Raw genomic sequence first — 16,810 nt, forward strand, 5'->3', positions numbered from 1 at the left:
ACAGAGCCTCAACTTGGCGGTGGGGTGGGACCACACTCCGCAACGCGCGACCGCGTTGTCACCCCGTATCGTCCTCGAGGCGCGCCTCGATCCTGGTCAACGCCGCGCGAAGCTCGGCTGTGTCGGTCCGAAGCTGCCGAAGCTCGGCGCGCAGTTCCTGGTCGGCTGCGCGCTCCGTGGTCTCCAGCGCCTCGACGTCGCGGGAGAGGAAGCGCTCCGCCACTGCACCGGTGAGGACCGCGACGAGACCGATGCCGACGAGCATCACCACGACGGAGACCGCCTTGCCCACCGTCGTCTCGGGCGCGATGTCGCCGTAGCCGACCGTCGTCGCCGTAGTGATGGCGAAGTAGATGCCGTCCCCGACAGGCACGTCCTCCGCCGCCGCGTACGCCTCGCCGCCTCCGAGGATCGCGAGGACGGCGACGATGGACGCGTAGCGCAGCCCGGTGACGCTGAAGACCTGCTTGGCCAGGGGCGCCACGCGCACGAGGCGCAGGAGCCGAAGGGCGCGTAGCGCGCGGATGGCCGGCAGCAGCGCCGTGAAGGCCGGGACCGTGAGGACGACGATCGCCACCTCGAGCGGATGAGACCGCAGCCAGGCCCGGCGGTCCGGCACGACCGCCAGCATCGCGATGGCCTCCGCGGCGAACGCCGTCCAGATGATCCAGTCCGTGACCTCGGCTGTGGTGGCGAGCCAGCCACGCGTCTCGCTCTCCTCGATCGCCACCACGGGGATGACGAGCAGGGCGAGGACCATCAGCGGTGTCGCGAAGGCGCGCTCGACGCTCCGGCTGCGCTCATCCACCGCACCGGAGTTCCGCGGCGGTGGGCGGTCCCCTCCTCCGTGCCGACCCGCGAGGCAGGGTCCCCTGCCGCGAGGCGAGCGGGACTCCAGCCCGGATAGCGTCCACCCCCATGCGCACCTTCAGCGGGATCGACGACCTCAAGGCCAACGTCGGCGAGGAGATCGGCGTCAGCGACTGGCTCGAGGTCACGCAGGACGTGATCAACGCGTTCGCCGACGCGACGGGCGACCACCAGTGGATCCACGTCGACCCCGAGAAGGCGGCGAGCACGCCGTTCGGCGGGACGATCGCCCACGGCCTCTACACGCTGAGCATCGGGCCGAAGCTCTCGTACGACATGTACACGGTCGACGGCGTGGCGTTCGCGTTGAACTACGGCTACGACAAGGTGCGCTTCCCGTCGCCGCTGCCCGTCGGGTCCAAGCTGCGCATGCGGGTGACGGTGTCGAGCGTGGACGACGTCGCCGGCGGCGCGCAGGTGAAGTTCACGCAGACGTTCGAGCGCGAGGGCGGCGACAAGCCGGTCTGCGTCGCCGAGCAGCTCGTGCGCTTCTTCGCCGGCTGACCGCGGCTAGTCCTGCGGCGCGTCGGCGACCCGGCGCAGACGCAGGCAGACGAGCGTCCCGCGGCCCGGGGCGCTCTCGAGGCGCAGCGACCCGCCCGCCGTGGTGGCCACGTGGCGGGCGGTCGTGAGGCCCAGGCCCGTGCCCTCGCCGGCGGGGCGGGTGGTGAAGAACGGCTCGGTCGCGCGGGCGGAGACCTCGGGCGGCATGCCCACCCCCGTGTCGCGGACGCGCAGCTCGACCCAGTCGCCCTCGCGGGCCAGCTGGACGTCGAGCTCGCCGCCGTCGGGCATCGCGTGGCGGGCGTTGACCACGAGGTTGAGGACGACCTGCTCCAGGCCGGTGCGATCGACCCGGACCGGGCCGTCGCCCTCGGCGCGCACGGTCATGCGGACGTCCGGCCCGGCGAGGCGGCGCATGAGCGGCTCGAGCTCGCGCAGGAGCTCGCCGACGTCGACGTCGGTGGGGCGCGGAACCGTGCGCTGGCTGAGCGCGACGAGGCGCTGGGTGAGCTGGCGGGCGCGGGCGGCGGCGAGGGCGATGTCGTCGATCGCCTCGAGCCCGGGCCCCTCGTCGGGCAGGTCGAGGCGCGTGAGCTGCGCCGCGGTCTCGATGATCGTCAGGAGGTTGCCGAAGTCGTGGGCCAGCGGACCGGCCAGCCGTCCCGCGGCCTCCAGGCGCGTGGCGTGCAGGGCCTCCTCGTGCATCCGCCGGCGTTCGGTGACGTCGCGCAGGATGAAGATGACGTTGCGGACGGTCCCGTCGCCGTCGCGCAGCGGGCTCATGACGAGCTCGGCCCAGAACGGCGTGCCGTCCCGGCGGGCGTGCAGGAGCTCGACGCGCTCGGGCCGGCCGTCCTTGACCGCCTGCTGCAGCGCGCGCAGCTCCTCGCCGTCGGCGTCGCGGTGCAGGAGGAAGTGCGGGTCGCGGCCGATCGCCTCCTCCGCCGACCACCCGGTGAGCCGCGCGAAGGTCCCGTTGACCTCGACGATGCGCAGCTCCGCGCGCGGGCCCGTCGGCGGGCCGGTCATCACCACGACGTCCTCGGTGACCTGGAGCGCCGCTGCGACCGCCGCCACGCGGGAGCGGTGGTCCTCGGCCTCGGTGACGTCGCGCAGGGTCGCGCAGCGCAGCGGCCGGTCGCCCACCTGCACCGGGCCGCTCGTGATCTCGACCCACATGGTCGAGCCGTCGGCCCTGACCTGGCGCCAGCGGCTGGCCCGCCGGCCGTCGTCCATGCCCTGCTGGATGAAGTCCTCGACGGCCTGCGCGTCCTCGGCCGGGTGCAGCAGCCTGAGGTCGGACTCCAGCAGCCGCTCGACGTCGTAGCCGTACTGGGCCGCCGCCGGCCCGTTGGCCGCCAGGATGCGCAGGTCCGCCGGGTCGTAGACCAGGGCGGGGACGGGCAGCAGGGCGACGGAGGTCGTGACGGCGCAGAGGTCGGGCAGGACCACCGCCGTCATCAGGTGATGAGACCTCGCCGCAGCGCGATCGCGACGGCCTGGACGCGGTTGCCGGCCTCGAGCTTGGCCATCGCCGACTCCACGTACGAGCGCACCGTGGTCGGGCTGAGGAAGAGCGCCTCGGCGGCCTTGGCGGTCGTCATGCCCTCGGCGAGCAGGCGCAGCACCTCGAGCTCGCGCCCGGACAGCCCGCCGCTCTGGCGCTGGTCCTGGCGCTTGAGGACGTCCGCCGCGATCGACCCGTCGACGTACTCGCTGCCCGCCGACACGAGGCGGATCGCGTGCACGAGGTTCTGCGGCGGACCGGCCTTGACGACGTAGCCGCGCACGCCCGCCTCGCGGGCCTGGCTGACGAGCTCCGCGTCGCCGTGGGCGGAGTAGACGACGCACGCCGGCGGGTGCTCCAGCCGCTGCAGGTCGGCCGCGACCTCGATGCCTGATCGGTCAGGGAGCTGCACGTCGAGGACGACGACCTGCGGGCGGCGGCGCTCGGCCAGCGGGACGAGCTGCGAGGCCATGCCCGCCTGCCCCACGACCTCGATGTCGTCCTCGGCCTGCAGCACCGCGGCGACCCCTCGGCGGAGGGCCTCGTGGTCGTCGGCGAGGAGGCAGGTGATGGCCATTTGCTTGGTGAGCCTAGACCCGTTGGACACCCTGTCACCCCCTCGGAAACGAGGGGGCGGCGTCGGCCGTTCGGCGGAAGGGAACCGCCGCTCGCCGACGTAGGCGCACCGCTCAGAGAACTAGTCGATCGACAAGTGCGACGAGCTGGCGCACTTCGAAGGGCTTGGCCAGGAAGCGCTCCTGGCCCGCCGCGCGACCCTCGTGCTCGAGTCCCTGACCATCCACGTAGCCCGACATGAACGCGACCTCCAGACCGGGCCGGCGGCGGGCCAGCTCGCCGGCCAGCTCGGTCCCGGACTCGTCGCCCAGGACGACGTCGGTGAGCACGAGCCGCAGACCCGGGACCGCCTCCGCGACGGCCAGCGCGCCCTCGGCCGTCGTCGCCGTGCGCACGTCGTAGCCCTGGTCGGCGAGGACCCGCTCGACGAGGCGGACGATGGCCGGCTCGTCGTCGACCACCAGCACCGGACTGGCCGCCCGGTCGCGTCGCGCCCCCGGCGGGCCGAGCGCCGCAGGCCGCTCCGGCGCCGCGCAGCACGCCAGGGGCAGGACGACCGTGGCGCTGGTCCCGACGCCCTCGACGGAGTCCAGCAGGAGCGCGCCGCCCGCCGCGAGGACGATCGCGTGCGCGGTGGCCAGGCCGAGGCCGAGGTGCGGCCCCGCGTCCTTCGTCGTCACGAACGGGTCGAACGCCCGCTCGAGCAGGACGTCGGGGATGCCCCGGCCGTCGTCGCTCACGCGGATCAGCCCGAAGTCCTTGCCCTCGCCGTCGCGCACGCCGCGGGAGACCTCGACCGAGAGGTTGCCCCCGCCCACGGGCAGCGCCTCCACCGCGTTGCCGACCACCTCGCGCAGCGCGCGCAGGAGCTGGTCGGGGTCGCCGTGGACGAGCACCGGGTCCGGCGGGGTGGTGAAGACCGACAGGACGCGGGCCGGGACGTCGGCGACCGCGGCGGCCGCCAGGTCGCGCAGGTCGAGCTCGTCGAGCTGGACGTGCCCGCGACGGCTGAGGGACTCGAGCCGGCGCGTGAGGTCGCGGGTGCGTCCCACGCTGGCGATGATCTGCTCGGCGTCGTGACGGACGCCTGCCTGCCCGGCGTCGGCGGCGATGAGCTCCGCCGACCCGGCGATGACCGTCAGGTGCGTGTTGACCTCGTGGGCCACGCCGCCCGCGAGCCGCGCGAGCGCCTCGGTGCGCTGGAGGTCGGCCAGGCGGCTGTGCAGGCCCGCCAGCTGGTGCTCGGCGTCGCGCACGTCGGTGACGTCGACAGCCACCGTCCCGTAGCCGTCGGCCACCGGGAAGCGCGTCACCGCGTACGTGCGCATCTTGCCGTCGCTGCGGCGGTGGACCTCCTCGGCCGTCGACGTCTGCCCGTGCTGGACCATCGCGCGGCGGCGCTCGGCGACCGCCGGCGTCCGCGAGTGGGGCAGCAGCTCGTCGACGTGATGGCCCAGCGCCTCGGCCAGCGGGCGGCCCAGCGCCTCCGCGAACGCGGCGTTGGCCATGACGAGGTGGCCGTCGCGGTCGTAGAGGCTCATGAGGCCCGGCATGTGCTCGACGAAGGCCTGCACCTGGGCGCGGCCCTCGGCGGCGACGCGCAGCGCCAGGCGCAGCTCGACGTGCTCGCGCACGTGCCGGGCCAGCCGGGCGAGGTCCTCGAGCGCGCCGGGGACGAACGTGCGGCGCACGCGGTCCAGGACGCACAGGCTCCCGAGGCGCTCGCCGGCCGCGCCGAGGACGGGGACCGCGGCGACGGCGCGCAGGCCGGCGGCGACCTCGCGCAGGCCCGGCTCGTGCGCGGTGTCGGTGAGCGCCAGCGGCGCGTCGTGCACCTCGAGCGCCGCGCAGACCGCCAGGGCGGCGGCGCGCTCGTCGCGGTCGCGCTCGTCGCCGAGCACGCCCTCCACGTGCCAGCCGTGTGGAACGCCCGCGACGGCCACCAGCGCGATCGGGGCGTCGGCCAGCCGCGCGGCGAGCGTCGCGAGGTCGTCCAGCGCCGGCTCCGGGCTGCCCGCCGGGGCGAGCACGGCCGGCGATGCTGACGCGGCGTCAGGTGCCCGTGGTGCTCTGGCGTCCCGCCCCTTTGGCGGGTCGCCGACGTGCGTTCGCCCCATGACTCCAGTGTCGCCGTGGCCTGCAGGTTGATTCCCCTCTTTTCTGCGGAGCGTGCGCGGCACTCTGCGGTGCCCTGGCCCGTCCGCCCGCAGCCCACCGGGGAGCGGTTCCTGCACTTGGAGGGGGAAGCGGGGGCGCCGGTCCGCCGAAAGTAGGGCATGGCCATCTCCGAGGCGATCTCCGTGCGTCGTGCCACGGGCTGGGACGAGCCCGCCTTCGAGGACCTCCATCGCCGCCACGGGGCGGCCGTCCAGCGCCTCTGCCTGGCGCTGCTGCGCGACCCCGAGGAGGCCGCCGACGCGGCGCAGGAGACCTGGCTGCGCGCCCTCCAGCGGCTGCAGGCCGGCGGTGAGGTGCTCGCGATGCGCCCGTGGCTGCTCCAGGTCGCCCGCAACGCCTGCGCGGACCGGGCCGGCGCGCTCGGCGCCCGGCCCGTCGCCCTCGAGGACCCCGACCTCCTCGAGGCCACCGCGCTCGACCCCGAGGCGGCCCTCGTCGCCCGTGCCGACCTGCGCGACCTCGTCGCCGACCTGCGCACCCTCAGCGAGGCGCAGCGCACCGCCTTCGTCCTGCGCGAGCTGACCGGGCTGGAGTACGGCGCCGTCGCGCGCCGCCTCGACGTCCGCCTCGAGCAGGCCCAGTGGCTCGTGGCCGATGCCCGCAAGGCGCTGACCGAGCGCCGCGCCGGACGCGCCATGCCCTGCGGCGAGGTCCGTCGCCAGCTCGGCGCCCTGCGCCGGCGCGACCGCCGCGTGCGCGCGCACCTCGACGCGTGCACGCCCTGCCTGGGCTTCGACCGCAGCCGCCGCGCCCGCGCGCTGCACACCCGCTGCGTCACCCCGGTCCTCGGCCTCCTCGGGTGGGCGCGCGAGCTCGGCTCGCGCGGCGTGGCCGCCGCGTCGACGTCCCCGGACGTCCTCGCCGCCGGGTCGTCGGCCCGTCCCGTCGCCGCCGCCGTCGCCGCCCTCGCCCTCGCGGGCGGCGGCATGGCCGCCACGACCGACCGCGACGCGCCGCGCGACAGCACCCGCACCGCGCAGGTCGCGGAGGTGGCGCCCGCGCGCGCGGCGGCCGCGCCGACCATCCGCCTGCGCGCCACGGGCGCCGACGGCCCGCGGCGCCGTGCCCGCGCGACCGCCGCGGCGCGCCGTGCCGACGCTCGTGACGGCGACACGCCGCGCACCCGCGCGGTCGGCCGCGCGACGCCCACGCCGCCCGCCGACGACCGCCCGACGCGCCTGCCGCTCGACGGCCAGACGACCGCGGCCGTCGTGCCGGAGGTCCAGCCGCCGACGCCGCCCGCGGCCGAGACCCCCGCGTCCACGCCCGCCGGCGACACGCTGCGCACCGTGTCGAGCACGGTCGACACGGTCGTCCGGGGCACCCTCGGCGAGGCCGTCGTGCCGGTCGTCGCGCAGGTCGAGGCCCGCGTCGGCGAGGTCGTGGGCGGCGTGCGCCAGCTGCTCGACGCCCTCGACCGGCCCCAGGGCACCAGGTAGTCGGCGGGTGCGCCGGCCTGCTTGAGCAGGTCGGCTCGATCGTCCAAGCGGTCCCGGATCCGGGCCGGTGAGCGGTCTTGGAGGGCATGTCCCCTCGCAAGCCCTCCGCCCTCCTCACCGCCGTGCTCGCCTGCCTCGCGGGCACCCTCGTCTCCGCGCCGTCGGCCGCCGCCGACGGCCCCAAGGCCACGACCGCCGTCCCCGCCGCGACCGCGGTCCACGCCGAGTCGCAGGCCCGCGCGGACCTCGCGGCCGCGTCGCGCCTGGCCCGCCGCGCGCCCGCCCAGGCCAGCCGTCTGGTCCGTCGCGCCGAGCGCCGCCTGCGCCAGGCCCACAGCGCGGCCGTCACGCGCGCCGCGTCCGCGCCGCTCGCCGTCCAGGCCGACGCCGCGGTCGCCCTCTCCGCCGCCGCCGTCACGCAGGCCGAGGAGGCCGCGAGCCTCGCCGTCCGCGGCACGGGCGCCGTGCGTCGCAGCGCCACGGCCGCCCTGCGCGTCGCGCTCGCCGCCCAGACCGACGCGCTCGTCGCCGTCGCCGCCCGCGCCGAGCGCGAGGCCGACACCGTCGACGCGGCCGTCGTGCAGGCGGTCACGGTCCTGGCCGGCGACCAGGTGAGCGTCCTGCTCAGCGTCGAGGACGCCCTCGCCGCCCGCGTCGACCACCGCACCGCCGCGGTCCTGCGCGCCGCTCGCGATCGCGCCGGCGACCGCCGCGCCGCCGCGCGGCGCGCCGTCGACGGCCTGCGCCTCGCCGCGCCCGCCGCGCTGCACGACGCCGTGCAGGCGCTGGCCGACGGCGTGCGCGTCGGCAGCGACCGCCTCGAGGACCTGCGCTCCGACTCGCTGGACGTCCCGTTCGCGGTCGACGCCCGGATCGGTCGCGACGGCCGTGCGGCCCGGGAGGGCCGCCGGTAGCGCCACCCGGCACGGCGGCGGCGGGCCTTCCCCCCCCCGGGGCCCGCCGCCGCGCCGCCGTCTGCCCGCAGCACACGCCATGCCCCTCGCCCGCCCCTCCCTCCGCCCCGCCGCCGTCGTGGCGCTCGTCGCCGCGGTCCTCGCCTGCCTGCTGGCCGCCGCGCCGGCGCACGGCGACGTCCCCGACCGCGTCGAGACCGTCATCCAGGACGACGCGATCTTCCTCCACGAGTCCGAGGAGGGCATCCGCGCGGCCCTCCTCCAGGTCAAGGAGCTGGGCATCGACCGCGTCCGGCTCACCGCCGGCTGGTCGGTCATCGCCCCCCAGCCCGACGCCGCCGAGATGCCCGAGGGCTTCGACGCGACGGACCCGGCCGCCTACCCCCACGCCGCGTGGGACAACCTCGACCGCGCCGTGCGCCTCGTCCACGAAGCCGGCCTCGAGCCGATGGTCGACATCGCCTTCTGGGCCCCGCTGTGGGCGACGAAGGACCGCGCGCCGTCGCCGCGCAACCGCACCGAGGTCGACCCGCAGCGCTTCGCGGACTTCGCCCGCGCCGTCGCCCGGCGCTACAGCGGCACGTACGCCACGCCCGAGGCGCTGGCCGCCGTCGCCGCCAAGGCCGTCGACACCGGCAGCGTCGCGCTGGCCAAGCTCCTGGGCGGCCGGCGCGCCGCCGCCGCGACGCAGCCCGCGGGCGACCCCGAGGAGCTCCCGGCCGTCGACCTCTTCACGATCTGGAACGAGCCCAACCACCCCGGCTTCCTCCAGCCGCAGTGGGTGAAGCGCGGCGGCCGGTGGGAGCCGCGCTCGGCCGAGCTCTACCGGGACATGGTCTTCGCGGCCTACCCCGCCATCAAGGACGCCGCGCCGGCCGCGCAGGTCCTCATCGGCGGCACCGCGTCGATGGGCTCGAGCACGCCGGGCAGGAGCGGCGTGCCGCCGCTGCGCTTCCTGCGCGCGCTGGCCTGCGTCGACGAGCAGCTCAAGCCGGTGCGCACCGGCTCGTGCGCCGGCTTCCGCACGATCCCGGGCGACGGCTGGGCCCACCACCCGTACTCGCTGCGCACCCGCCCGGACGTCGATGCCGCCGACCAGGACAAGCTCCCGGTCGCGGCCACGAGCCGCCTGGCCCGGACGCTGCGCACCCTCGTCGCCCGCGGGCGCCTGGCCCCCGGCAACGCCGCGCTCTACCAGACCGAGTACGGCTACGAGACGCGCGAGCCCGACCCGCGGGCGGTCTTCTCCGCGGCCGAGCAGGCGAGCCTCCTGGCGCTCGCCGAGCGCCTGGGCACCGCCGACGGCGCCGTGCGGATGTGGCCGCAGTTCCTGCTGAAGGACCGCCCGGGGGACCTGCCCGGCGCGAACAACCGGCCGTTCGGCGACTGGCAGACCGGCCTGCTGCTGGCCGACGGCACCCCCAAGCCCGCGTTCTCGGCCTTCAAGGTCCCGGCGGCGGCGCGCTGCGTCGGCCGCGGAGCGCGCCGCGAGGTCGAGGTCTGGGGCCGCGTGCGCGGCGTCGAGGCGGCGCCGCAGGCGCGCGTCGAGCTGCTCTCCGGCAAGCGCTGGAAGGCGGTCGGCCGGGCGGCGAGCACGCCGCGCGAGGTCCGCAGCGACGAGACCGTCAAGCGCCTGCGGATGGGTCCCGGCCGCGTGCGCCTGCGCTGGGACAGCGGCCCGACCGCCGTGGTCCGGGTGCCCGACTGCGGTGGGAAGGGCACGGGCCGCGGATGATCCCGGCGACCGGCGGCGCCCCCTCCGAAAAGACGGGGCGCGCCGGGGATCGACGGGGAGGGGAAGGCGGGCGTCTGATGCTGCTCGCGCCCCGGGCGACCGACGATGCTCACCCCATGGGCATGACCCTCCTCCGCGACGCGCGTCGCGCTCCTCGCCTCGGCGAGGCGCGCGCGACGCACGCCGCGCACGGGGAGGTCCGCTGCCGCTGTGCCGACTGCGGCGCCCACGTCGCGGGCTGGCAGGGCTACTCGCTCACCGGCTGGTGCGCGAACTGCGGCAGCTACGAGGTCGAGCCGCTGGCGCCGGCGAGCACCCCGGTCGCCGCGCCGTGCGCCCGGACGCCCGCCGCGCTGAGCGCCATGCGGCGCCTCGCGCGTCAGCGCGCGCGGACGGCGGGGCCGGGCGCCGTGCCCGCCACGATGCGGTAGACGCCGCCGCGGTCGACGGTCAGGCGGTAGCCGCCGTCGCGACGCAGCTTCACGCTGCGCAGCGTGCGCCAGGTGCCCGCCGCGCTGCGGCGCTGGACGCGCACGCGGCCCGACGCCGGGCGCGGGGCGACGGTCCCCCGCAGCCACGCCTCGCGGACCGACGCGGCGCCGGCCTCGGCGCCCCCACCGGCTTGCGTGGTGTCCTTGGCCTCCTTCTCGGGCTCCATCGGCTCGTCGGGCCTGGGGTCGGCCTTCGGCGTCGCGGTCGCGCCGATGGTCGTGAACGTCGCCCACGTGTCGTTGAGGCCGAGCCTGGCGCGCAGCACCGGGCCGGTGGTCGTCGTCGTCCCGCCGGTGCCCACGACCTGCGCGCGCACGACGCGCGGGGAGACGCCGCGCTTGAGGACCTTGATCGCCTTGAAGGAGCCCTTGACCAGGCCGCCGAGCTTGCGCCGCGCCTGGGCGGGCGTCATCTGCAGCTGCCAGCGGTGCTTGGGCGAGACCGAGTCGAACGGGTCGTCGACGCCCTTGAGCCACGGCTTGGGGATCGCGCCGATGAAGGAGAACTCGACGTTCTCGGTCTTGCCGCCCGAGGTCGAGAAGAAGAACGTCGTGACGGGCTGGCCGCCGTAGGTGACGACCTGGCCGGCGGTCTCGCGCGTCGCGCGGTCCGTCGAGGGGAACTCGGCCGCGACGCCCTTGTACATCTGCGAGCGCACGTCGGCGTACTGGTCCCAGCCGTCGCCGCCCTTCGTCGTCGTCAGCGCGTAGGAGCGCGCGGCGACCGCCTGGGCCTTGAGCGCCTCGTTGGGCCAGGAGGCCGGCGACTCGGCGCTGATGACGCCGCGCACGTAGTCCTCCATCCCGACCGCGTTGATCGCGTTGAGCCCGCCGCCCGCGGGGCGCAGCTCGAGGGCGCCGCGGTAGCGACCGTTCGACGTCCCGTTCTGCGCACCGCCGAGCAGGCGGACCGCGCCGCCGCCGGCGGGCGCGACGCGCAGCGGCGCGTCGAAGGTCCCCATGGACTTCCCGGACGCGCTCAGCAGCCGCACGCGGCCGGCGGCCTGGCGGGCGCCGTAGGTGCGCGACGCGGAGAGCTTCTTCGACCCGGCCGCGACGGCGCCGCTGAAGCGCACGGTGCCCTTGCCCTGCTGGAGCAGGACGCGGACGTCGGGCTCCGGCGCGACCTTCGAGAGGTCGGTGGTCGTGTAGTAGTGCTTGAGGATCCGGTCGAAGGTCCAGCCCTGCTGCGCGAAGCCCAGCGCGCCGTACTGGCTCATGCCGATGCCGTGGCCGAAGCCGCCGCCCTTGATGACCAGGCGGGTCGCGCCGTGGGCGGGCGCGGCGGCGCCCGCCGCGAGCAGGGCGGCGCCGAGGACGGAGGCGGAGAGGGTGCTGCTGCGCATGCGCATGTGGAGACACCATCGGCGCCGCAGGGTTGCGGCTCCAGGGCTGGGCGTCATGTGCCGGACGGGTGGGTAGGGGTCCATGTCGTGGCGAGCCGGCGTGCGAGTGACCTCTTCGTCGAGTGCCTGGAGGCCGAGGGCGTGCGCTACGTCTTCGGCATCCCGGGTGAGGAGACCCTCGACCTCAACGAGTCGCTGGCCAACTCGTCGGTCTCGTTCGTCCCTGTTCGACACGAGCAGGGCGGGGCCTACATGGCCGACATGCACGGGCGCCTCACCGGCCGCGCCGGCGTGTGCCTCGGGACGCTCGGTCCCGGCGCGATGAACCTCGTCACCGCGGTCGGCGACGCGTTCCTGGACCGCGCGCCGCTCGTCGCCCTCACGGGCCAGGCCGACCTCGAGCGCATGCACAAGGAGAGCCACCAGTACATCGACCTGGTGGAGCTCATGCGGCCGATCACCAAGTGGAACGCGCGCGTGACCGCGCCGGAGATCGTCCCCGAGGTCGTGCGCAAGGCGTTCAAGGTCGCCGAGTCCGAGAAGCCGGGGGCGACGCACCTCGAGCTGCCCGAGGACGTCATGGCCCAGGAGGTCGACGGCGTCCCGCTGCCGCGCCGCCGGCCGGTGAAGCCGGAGCCCGCGGCGCGGGAGCTGCTCAAGGCGGCCGACCTCATCCGCAACGCGATCAACCCGGTCGCGCTGGCGGGCAACGGCGTCGTGCGGGCGGGCGCCGCGCCCGCGCTGCGCGAGTTCGTCCGCGCCACCGGCATCAGCGTCGCCGAGACCTTCATGGGCAAGGGCGTCATGGACTACACCGACCCGAAGGCGCTGGGGACAGTGGGCCTGCAGGCGCGCGACTACGCGATGGCGGGCTTCGAGGACGCCGACGTCGTCATCGCGATCGGCTACGACCTCGTCGAGCACGCGCCGAAGCACTGGAACCCGCGGGGCGACAAGACGATCGTCTGCATCGACGCGGTGGCCGCGGAGGTCGACGAGCACTTCATGCCGGAGGTCGAGCTCGTCGGCGACCTCTACCACGTGCTCACCCGGCTGGCGGAGGAGTGCCGCGACGTCCCCCACTCGGGCGGCTCGCACCGGCTGCGCGACGTCGTGCTCGGGCGCTTCGAGGCCGCCAAGCAGGACGACGCGTTCCCGATGCAGCCGCCGCGCGTGCTGTGGGAGATCCGCCAGGCGCTGGGCCGCGAGGACGTCCTGATCTCGGACGTCGGCCTGCACAAGCTGTGGATCGGGCGGATGTTCCCGGCCCACGAGCCCAACACGGTCATGATCGCCAACGGCCTGGCGGGGATGGGCTTCGCCGTGCCGTGTGCGGTCGCCGCGAAGCTCGTGCACCCCGACCGCAAGGTCGTCACCGTCAACGGCGACGGCGGCTTCCTCATGAACTGCCAGGAGCTCGAGACCGCGATGCGGCTGCGCACGCCGTTCGTGAACGTCGTCTGGGAGAACCGGCAGTTCGGCTCCATCGTCTGGAAGCAGGACCGCAAGTTCGGCGAGCACTTCGGGACGGACTTCACGAACCCCGACTTCGTGAAGCTCGCCGAGGCGTTCGGCATGCCCGGCTTCCGGTGCGAGAGCGCCGAGGACTTCGGCAAGCACCTGCGCCACGCGCTCACCCTCGACGTCCCGTCGCTCGTCGTCGTGCCGATCGACTACTCGATCGACGTCGCGATCGCGCAGGAGCTCGGGACCGAGACGGTCAGCACGTAGGCACCCGCGTCGGTCGCGGTCCTCCTGGGCAGGATGGGGACATGGCAGCGACGGCATCGGAGCAGGAGCGGCGGGTCCTCGAGGCGGTCCCCAGCGGGCTCTACATCGGGGGCGAGTGGCGCGACGCGACGGGCGGCGGGCGCCTGGGCGTCGAGGACCCCTCGACGGGCGAGACGATCCACGAGATCGCCGACGGCCAGGCCCAGGACGCCGACGCGGCGCTGGCGGCCGCGCACGAGGCGTTCAGGACCTGGCGCCACACCCCGCCGCGGGAGCGCAGCGACGTCCTGCGCCGCGCCTACGACCTGATCACGGAGCGCACGGACGACCTCGCGCTGCTCATGACGCTCGAGATGGGCAAGCCCATCGCCGAGTCCAAGGCCGAGATCGCCTACGGCGCGAACTTCTTGCGCTGGTACGCCGAGGAGGCGGTGCGCATCGACGGGCGCTTCACGCCCAACGAGACCGGCGTCGGACGGGTGCTGACCATGCGCCAGCCCGTCGGCCCGTGCGTCTTCATCACGCCGTGGAACTTCCCGCTGGCCATGGGCACGCGGAAGATCGGCCCGGCGCTGGCGGCGGGCTGCACGGTCGTGGTCAAGCCGGCCAAGCAGACGCCGCTGTCGATGCTCGCGCTCGCGCAGGTGCTCGAGGAGGCCGGGCTGCCCGGCGGCGTCGTCAACGTCCTCACCGCGAAGTCCTCGGGCGAGGTCATGGAGCCGCTCATCAAGGACCCGCGCACGCGCAAGCTGTCCTTCACCGGCTCGACCGAGGTCGGGCGCAAGCTCATGGAGCAGGCCTCCGAGCAGGTCCTGCGCGTGTCCATGGAGCTCGGCGGCAACGCCCCGTTCCTCGTCTTCGCCGACGCCGACCTCGACAAGGTCGTCGAGGGCGCGCTCGTGGCGAAGATGCGCAACGGCGGCGAGGCGTGCACGTCGGCCAACCGCTTCCACGTCCACGAGTCGATCGCCGGCGCGTTCGCCGAGAAGCTCGCGGCCGCCATCGGCGACCTGAAGGTCGGCCGCGGCACGGAGCCCGACGTGAAGGTCGGCCCGCTCATCGACGAGTCCCAGCGCGAGACGGTCGAGGAGCTCGTCGACGACGCGACGTCCAAGGGCGCGCGGGTGGCGACGGGCGGCTCGCGCCTGGATGGCGGCGGCTACTTCTTCCAGCCGACGGTGCTGGCCGACGTGCCCGACGACGCCCGCCTGCTGCGGGAGGAGATCTTCGGCCCGGTCGCGCCGATCACGACGTTCTCCTCCGACGAGGAGGCGGTGCAGAAGGCCAACGCGACCGAGTACGGCCTGGTCGCCTACGTCTACACGCAGGACGTCGACCGCGCCTTCCGCGTCATCGAGGAGCTCGAGACGGGCATGGTCGGCTTCAACCAGGGCATGGTCTCCAACGCCGGCGCGCCGTTCGGCGGCGTCAAGCAGTCGGGCTTCGGTCGCGAGGGCGGCCCCGAGGGCCTGCACGAGTACCTCGAGACGAAGTACGTCGCGATGAACGTGGGCGTGCCGCCGACCTAGCTCAGACGTGGAAAGTGCCAGGCACTTTCCACCTGCCGTCCACGACCGGCGGGCATTGCGACGTGTGTCGTCACAATGCCCGCCGAATGCGTCTCCGCCGGAGGTTGTCCCTCACCGTGCTCAGCGCGGTCCTCGCCCTGCTCGCCAGCGTCCCCGTCGCCAGCGCCCAGCTCACGCCCGCCCCGGTCGACACGACGTTCGCCGAGCCCGCCGCACACACCGGCGCCACCGGCCGCAGCGCCATGCCCGGCCCCTGGGTCGTCCGCGGCGACCGTGGCGCCAAGGGCACCGGCAAGGGGTGGCAGGACGGCAGCTTCGCCGGCCGCGTCGTCCAGCTGCCCTACTCGCCCAACGCCAGCCGCATCACCGGCCCGCCCGGCATCCGCTCCTACCGCGGCAGCGTCGCCTGGTACCGCACGCGCATCCGCGTGGCCAAGAGCGGCGAGTACGCGATCCGCTTCGAGTCCGTCCACCACCACGCGACGGTCTTCCTCGACGGCAAGGAGATCGCCAGGCACACCGGCGTCTACCTGCCCTTCGAGCGCAAGGTCCGCCTGGAGGCCGACCGCCCGGCGACGCTCGTCGTCCGCGCCGACTACCGCGACCCCTACGAGCAGAAGCGCACGGGCTGGCACCGCACGTGGTTCAACTTCGGCGGCATCAACCGCGAGGTGACGATCCGCCCGGTCGGCGACAGCGAGGTCTCCGACCCGGAGATCCACACGACGCTCACCGACGCGGGCGCCGCGCGCGTCGAGGTCGGCGTCCACGTCACCAACCGCAGCGCGGAGGACCGGGAGCTGCCGGTGGTCGGCGTCCTGCGCCGGGGCGAGGCGTCGATCCCGGTGCAGTTCCCCAAGCTCCTGGTGCCCGCCGGCCAGACGATCCTCGTGGAGGGCCGCGCCGACGTGCCCGACCCGGCGCTGTGGCAGCCCGGCTCGCCCCAGCTCTACGACCTCGACCTCGCCGTCCCCGGCGAGTCGGCCTACACCATGCGCGTCGGCCTGCGCGAGCTCACGTGGAAGGGCTCGCGGATGCAGCTCAACGGCCGCCCGCTCAAGCTCCACGGCGCCTCGATCCACGAGGACGTCAAGGGCCGCGGCGACGCGCTGGCGCCCGCCGACATGGACGGGATCGTGACCTCGCTGCAGCGCATCAACGCCAACTCGACGCGCTCCCAGCACCCGCTCAACCCGGCGCTCCTCGAGCGCTTGGACGCGGCGGGCATCCTCGTCTGGCTCGGCCTGGGCCCGATCGACGCGCCCGGCTCGTGGACGTCGAAGACGCCGGCGCAGGCGCGCCGGGCCCGCGAGCGCGTGCGCGAGACGTTCGCCCAGTCCCAGCCGCACCCGTCGATCATCGCCTGGAACCTCGCCAACGAGATCGCCGGCAACGGCCGCCAGGACGGCCAGGTCCAGTACATCTCGGAGATGGGCGACTGGCTGCACCGCCGCGACCCCGGCCGCATGACCGCGGTCGACGTCTGGGGCACCCACCCGCCGCGCGAGGGCCAGCTCGGCCCGGTGTACCGCCACCTCGACGCGATCGCCGTGACGAACTACGTCGGGTGGTACGAGATCCCGCTCGCTCCCCGGGCGACGGTGGCCGCGAAGATCCGCACGACGACCGACGACTTCCTCACCACCTTCCGCAGCAAGGTGACGGTCATCAGCGAGTTCGGCGCGGAGGCCAACACGCACAACCCCTCCAGCCGGCCGGGCGGCTTCGCGTTCCAGACCCGGCTGCTGCGCCAGCACATCGGGGCCTACCGCCGCTCGGAGCAGCTCGCGGGCATGCTCATCTGGAACCTGCGCGACTTCGGCGTCGCGCCGACCTTCGCGGGCGGCTCGATCTCCAAGAAGGTCCCAGGGATCAAGATCGTCCGCGGGGTCAACCAGAAGGGCCTGTTCGACCACGCGGGCAAGGCCAAGCCGTCGGTCACCGCCGTGCGCGAGCTGTACGGGCAGCTCGGCGACGGCCTGTCGTAGAG

Annotated in this window: 13 protein-coding genes; 8 read left to right on the plus strand and 5 right to left on the minus strand. The window is 75.0% G+C overall.

The features are described 5' to 3' along the window. Nucleotides 1–58: 58 nt before the first annotated feature. Nucleotides 59–808: a potassium channel family protein gene (locus JUB12_RS15700; protein WP_205696352.1), complete on the minus strand. Its 750-nt coding sequence runs from the start codon at nucleotides 806–808 to the stop codon at nucleotides 59–61. A 110-nt stretch (nucleotides 809–918) separates the two neighbouring features. Here JUB12_RS15700 and JUB12_RS15705 point away from each other — a divergent pair, with 110 nt between their 5' ends. Further along, nucleotides 919–1,374, plus strand: coding sequence for a MaoC family dehydratase (locus JUB12_RS15705; protein WP_205696353.1), 456 nt, complete (start codon nucleotides 919–921; stop codon nucleotides 1,372–1,374). Nucleotides 1,375–1,380: 6 nt separating this feature from the next. On the opposite strand, the gene JUB12_RS15710 is transcribed toward JUB12_RS15705, so the two are convergent. The 3 genes from JUB12_RS15710 to JUB12_RS15720 form a co-directional block, all read right to left on the minus strand. Next, nucleotides 1,381–2,835: a PAS domain-containing sensor histidine kinase gene (locus JUB12_RS15710; protein WP_205696354.1), complete on the minus strand. Its 1,455-nt coding sequence runs from the start codon at nucleotides 2,833–2,835 to the stop codon at nucleotides 1,381–1,383. Beyond that, nucleotides 2,835–3,458, minus strand: coding sequence for a response regulator transcription factor (locus tag JUB12_RS15715; RefSeq protein WP_205696355.1), 624 nt, complete (start codon nucleotides 3,456–3,458; stop codon nucleotides 2,835–2,837). Before JUB12_RS15715 ends, JUB12_RS15710 begins: the two co-directional genes overlap by 1 nt. A 112-nt stretch (nucleotides 3,459–3,570) precedes the next feature. Then, nucleotides 3,571–5,487: an ATP-binding protein gene (locus JUB12_RS15720; RefSeq protein WP_205696356.1), complete on the minus strand. Its 1,917-nt coding sequence runs from the start codon at nucleotides 5,485–5,487 to the stop codon at nucleotides 3,571–3,573. Nucleotides 5,488–5,733: 246 nt separating this feature from the next. Here JUB12_RS15720 and JUB12_RS15725 point away from each other — a divergent pair, with 246 nt between their 5' ends. The 4 genes from JUB12_RS15725 (at nucleotide 5,734) to JUB12_RS15740 (ending at nucleotide 10,154) form a co-directional block, all read left to right on the plus strand. Further along, the gene (locus JUB12_RS15725) at nucleotides 5,734–7,074 is read left to right on the plus strand and encodes an RNA polymerase sigma factor (RefSeq protein ID WP_205696357.1); all 1,341 of its coding nucleotides are present in this window, start codon (nucleotides 5,734–5,736) and stop codon (nucleotides 7,072–7,074) included. Nucleotides 7,075–7,160: 86 nt separating this feature from the next. Then, nucleotides 7,161–7,988 (plus strand): hypothetical protein, encoded by an 828-nt coding sequence (locus JUB12_RS15730; RefSeq protein ID WP_205696358.1) that lies wholly within the window; start codon nucleotides 7,161–7,163, stop codon nucleotides 7,986–7,988. A gap of 79 nt (nucleotides 7,989–8,067) precedes the next feature. Next, complete coding sequence (locus tag JUB12_RS15735; protein ID WP_205696359.1) at nucleotides 8,068–9,723, plus strand: hypothetical protein; 1,656 nt, start codon at nucleotides 8,068–8,070, stop codon at nucleotides 9,721–9,723. Between the two features lie 116 nt (nucleotides 9,724–9,839). Further along, nucleotides 9,840–10,154, plus strand: coding sequence for a hypothetical protein (locus JUB12_RS15740; RefSeq protein ID WP_205696360.1), 315 nt, complete (start codon nucleotides 9,840–9,842; stop codon nucleotides 10,152–10,154). Here the strand turns inward: JUB12_RS15740 and JUB12_RS15745 are convergent. Beyond that, on the minus strand, nucleotides 10,103–11,566 hold the full coding sequence (locus JUB12_RS15745; RefSeq protein WP_205696361.1) for a SpoIID/LytB domain-containing protein: 1,464 nt from the start codon (nucleotides 11,564–11,566) through the stop codon (nucleotides 10,103–10,105). The two genes, JUB12_RS15740 and JUB12_RS15745, sit on opposite strands and share 52 nt — an antisense overlap. 81 nt (nucleotides 11,567–11,647) lie before the next feature. On the opposite strand from JUB12_RS15745, the gene JUB12_RS15750 reads away from it, so the two are divergent. From JUB12_RS15750 to JUB12_RS15760, 3 genes are all read left to right on the plus strand, one after another. Beyond that, a complete protein-coding gene (locus tag JUB12_RS15750) occupies nucleotides 11,648–13,291 on the plus strand; it encodes an acetolactate synthase large subunit (protein WP_241004290.1) in 1,644 nt (547 codons plus the stop codon). A 41-nt stretch (nucleotides 13,292–13,332) separates the two neighbouring features. Then, a complete protein-coding gene (locus JUB12_RS15755; protein ID WP_205696363.1) occupies nucleotides 13,333–14,820 on the plus strand; it encodes an NAD-dependent succinate-semialdehyde dehydrogenase in 1,488 nt (495 codons plus the stop codon). A 116-nt stretch (nucleotides 14,821–14,936) separates the two neighbouring features. Then, the gene (locus tag JUB12_RS15760; protein WP_205696364.1) at nucleotides 14,937–16,808 is read left to right on the plus strand and encodes a glycoside hydrolase family 2 protein; all 1,872 of its coding nucleotides are present in this window, start codon (nucleotides 14,937–14,939) and stop codon (nucleotides 16,806–16,808) included. Nucleotides 16,809–16,810: the final 2 nt, after the last annotated feature.

This window comes from Conexibacter sp. SYSU D00693, from assembly GCF_017084525.1.
In the GTDB taxonomy this organism is placed as follows: domain Bacteria; phylum Actinomycetota; class Thermoleophilia; order Solirubrobacterales; family Solirubrobacteraceae; genus Baekduia.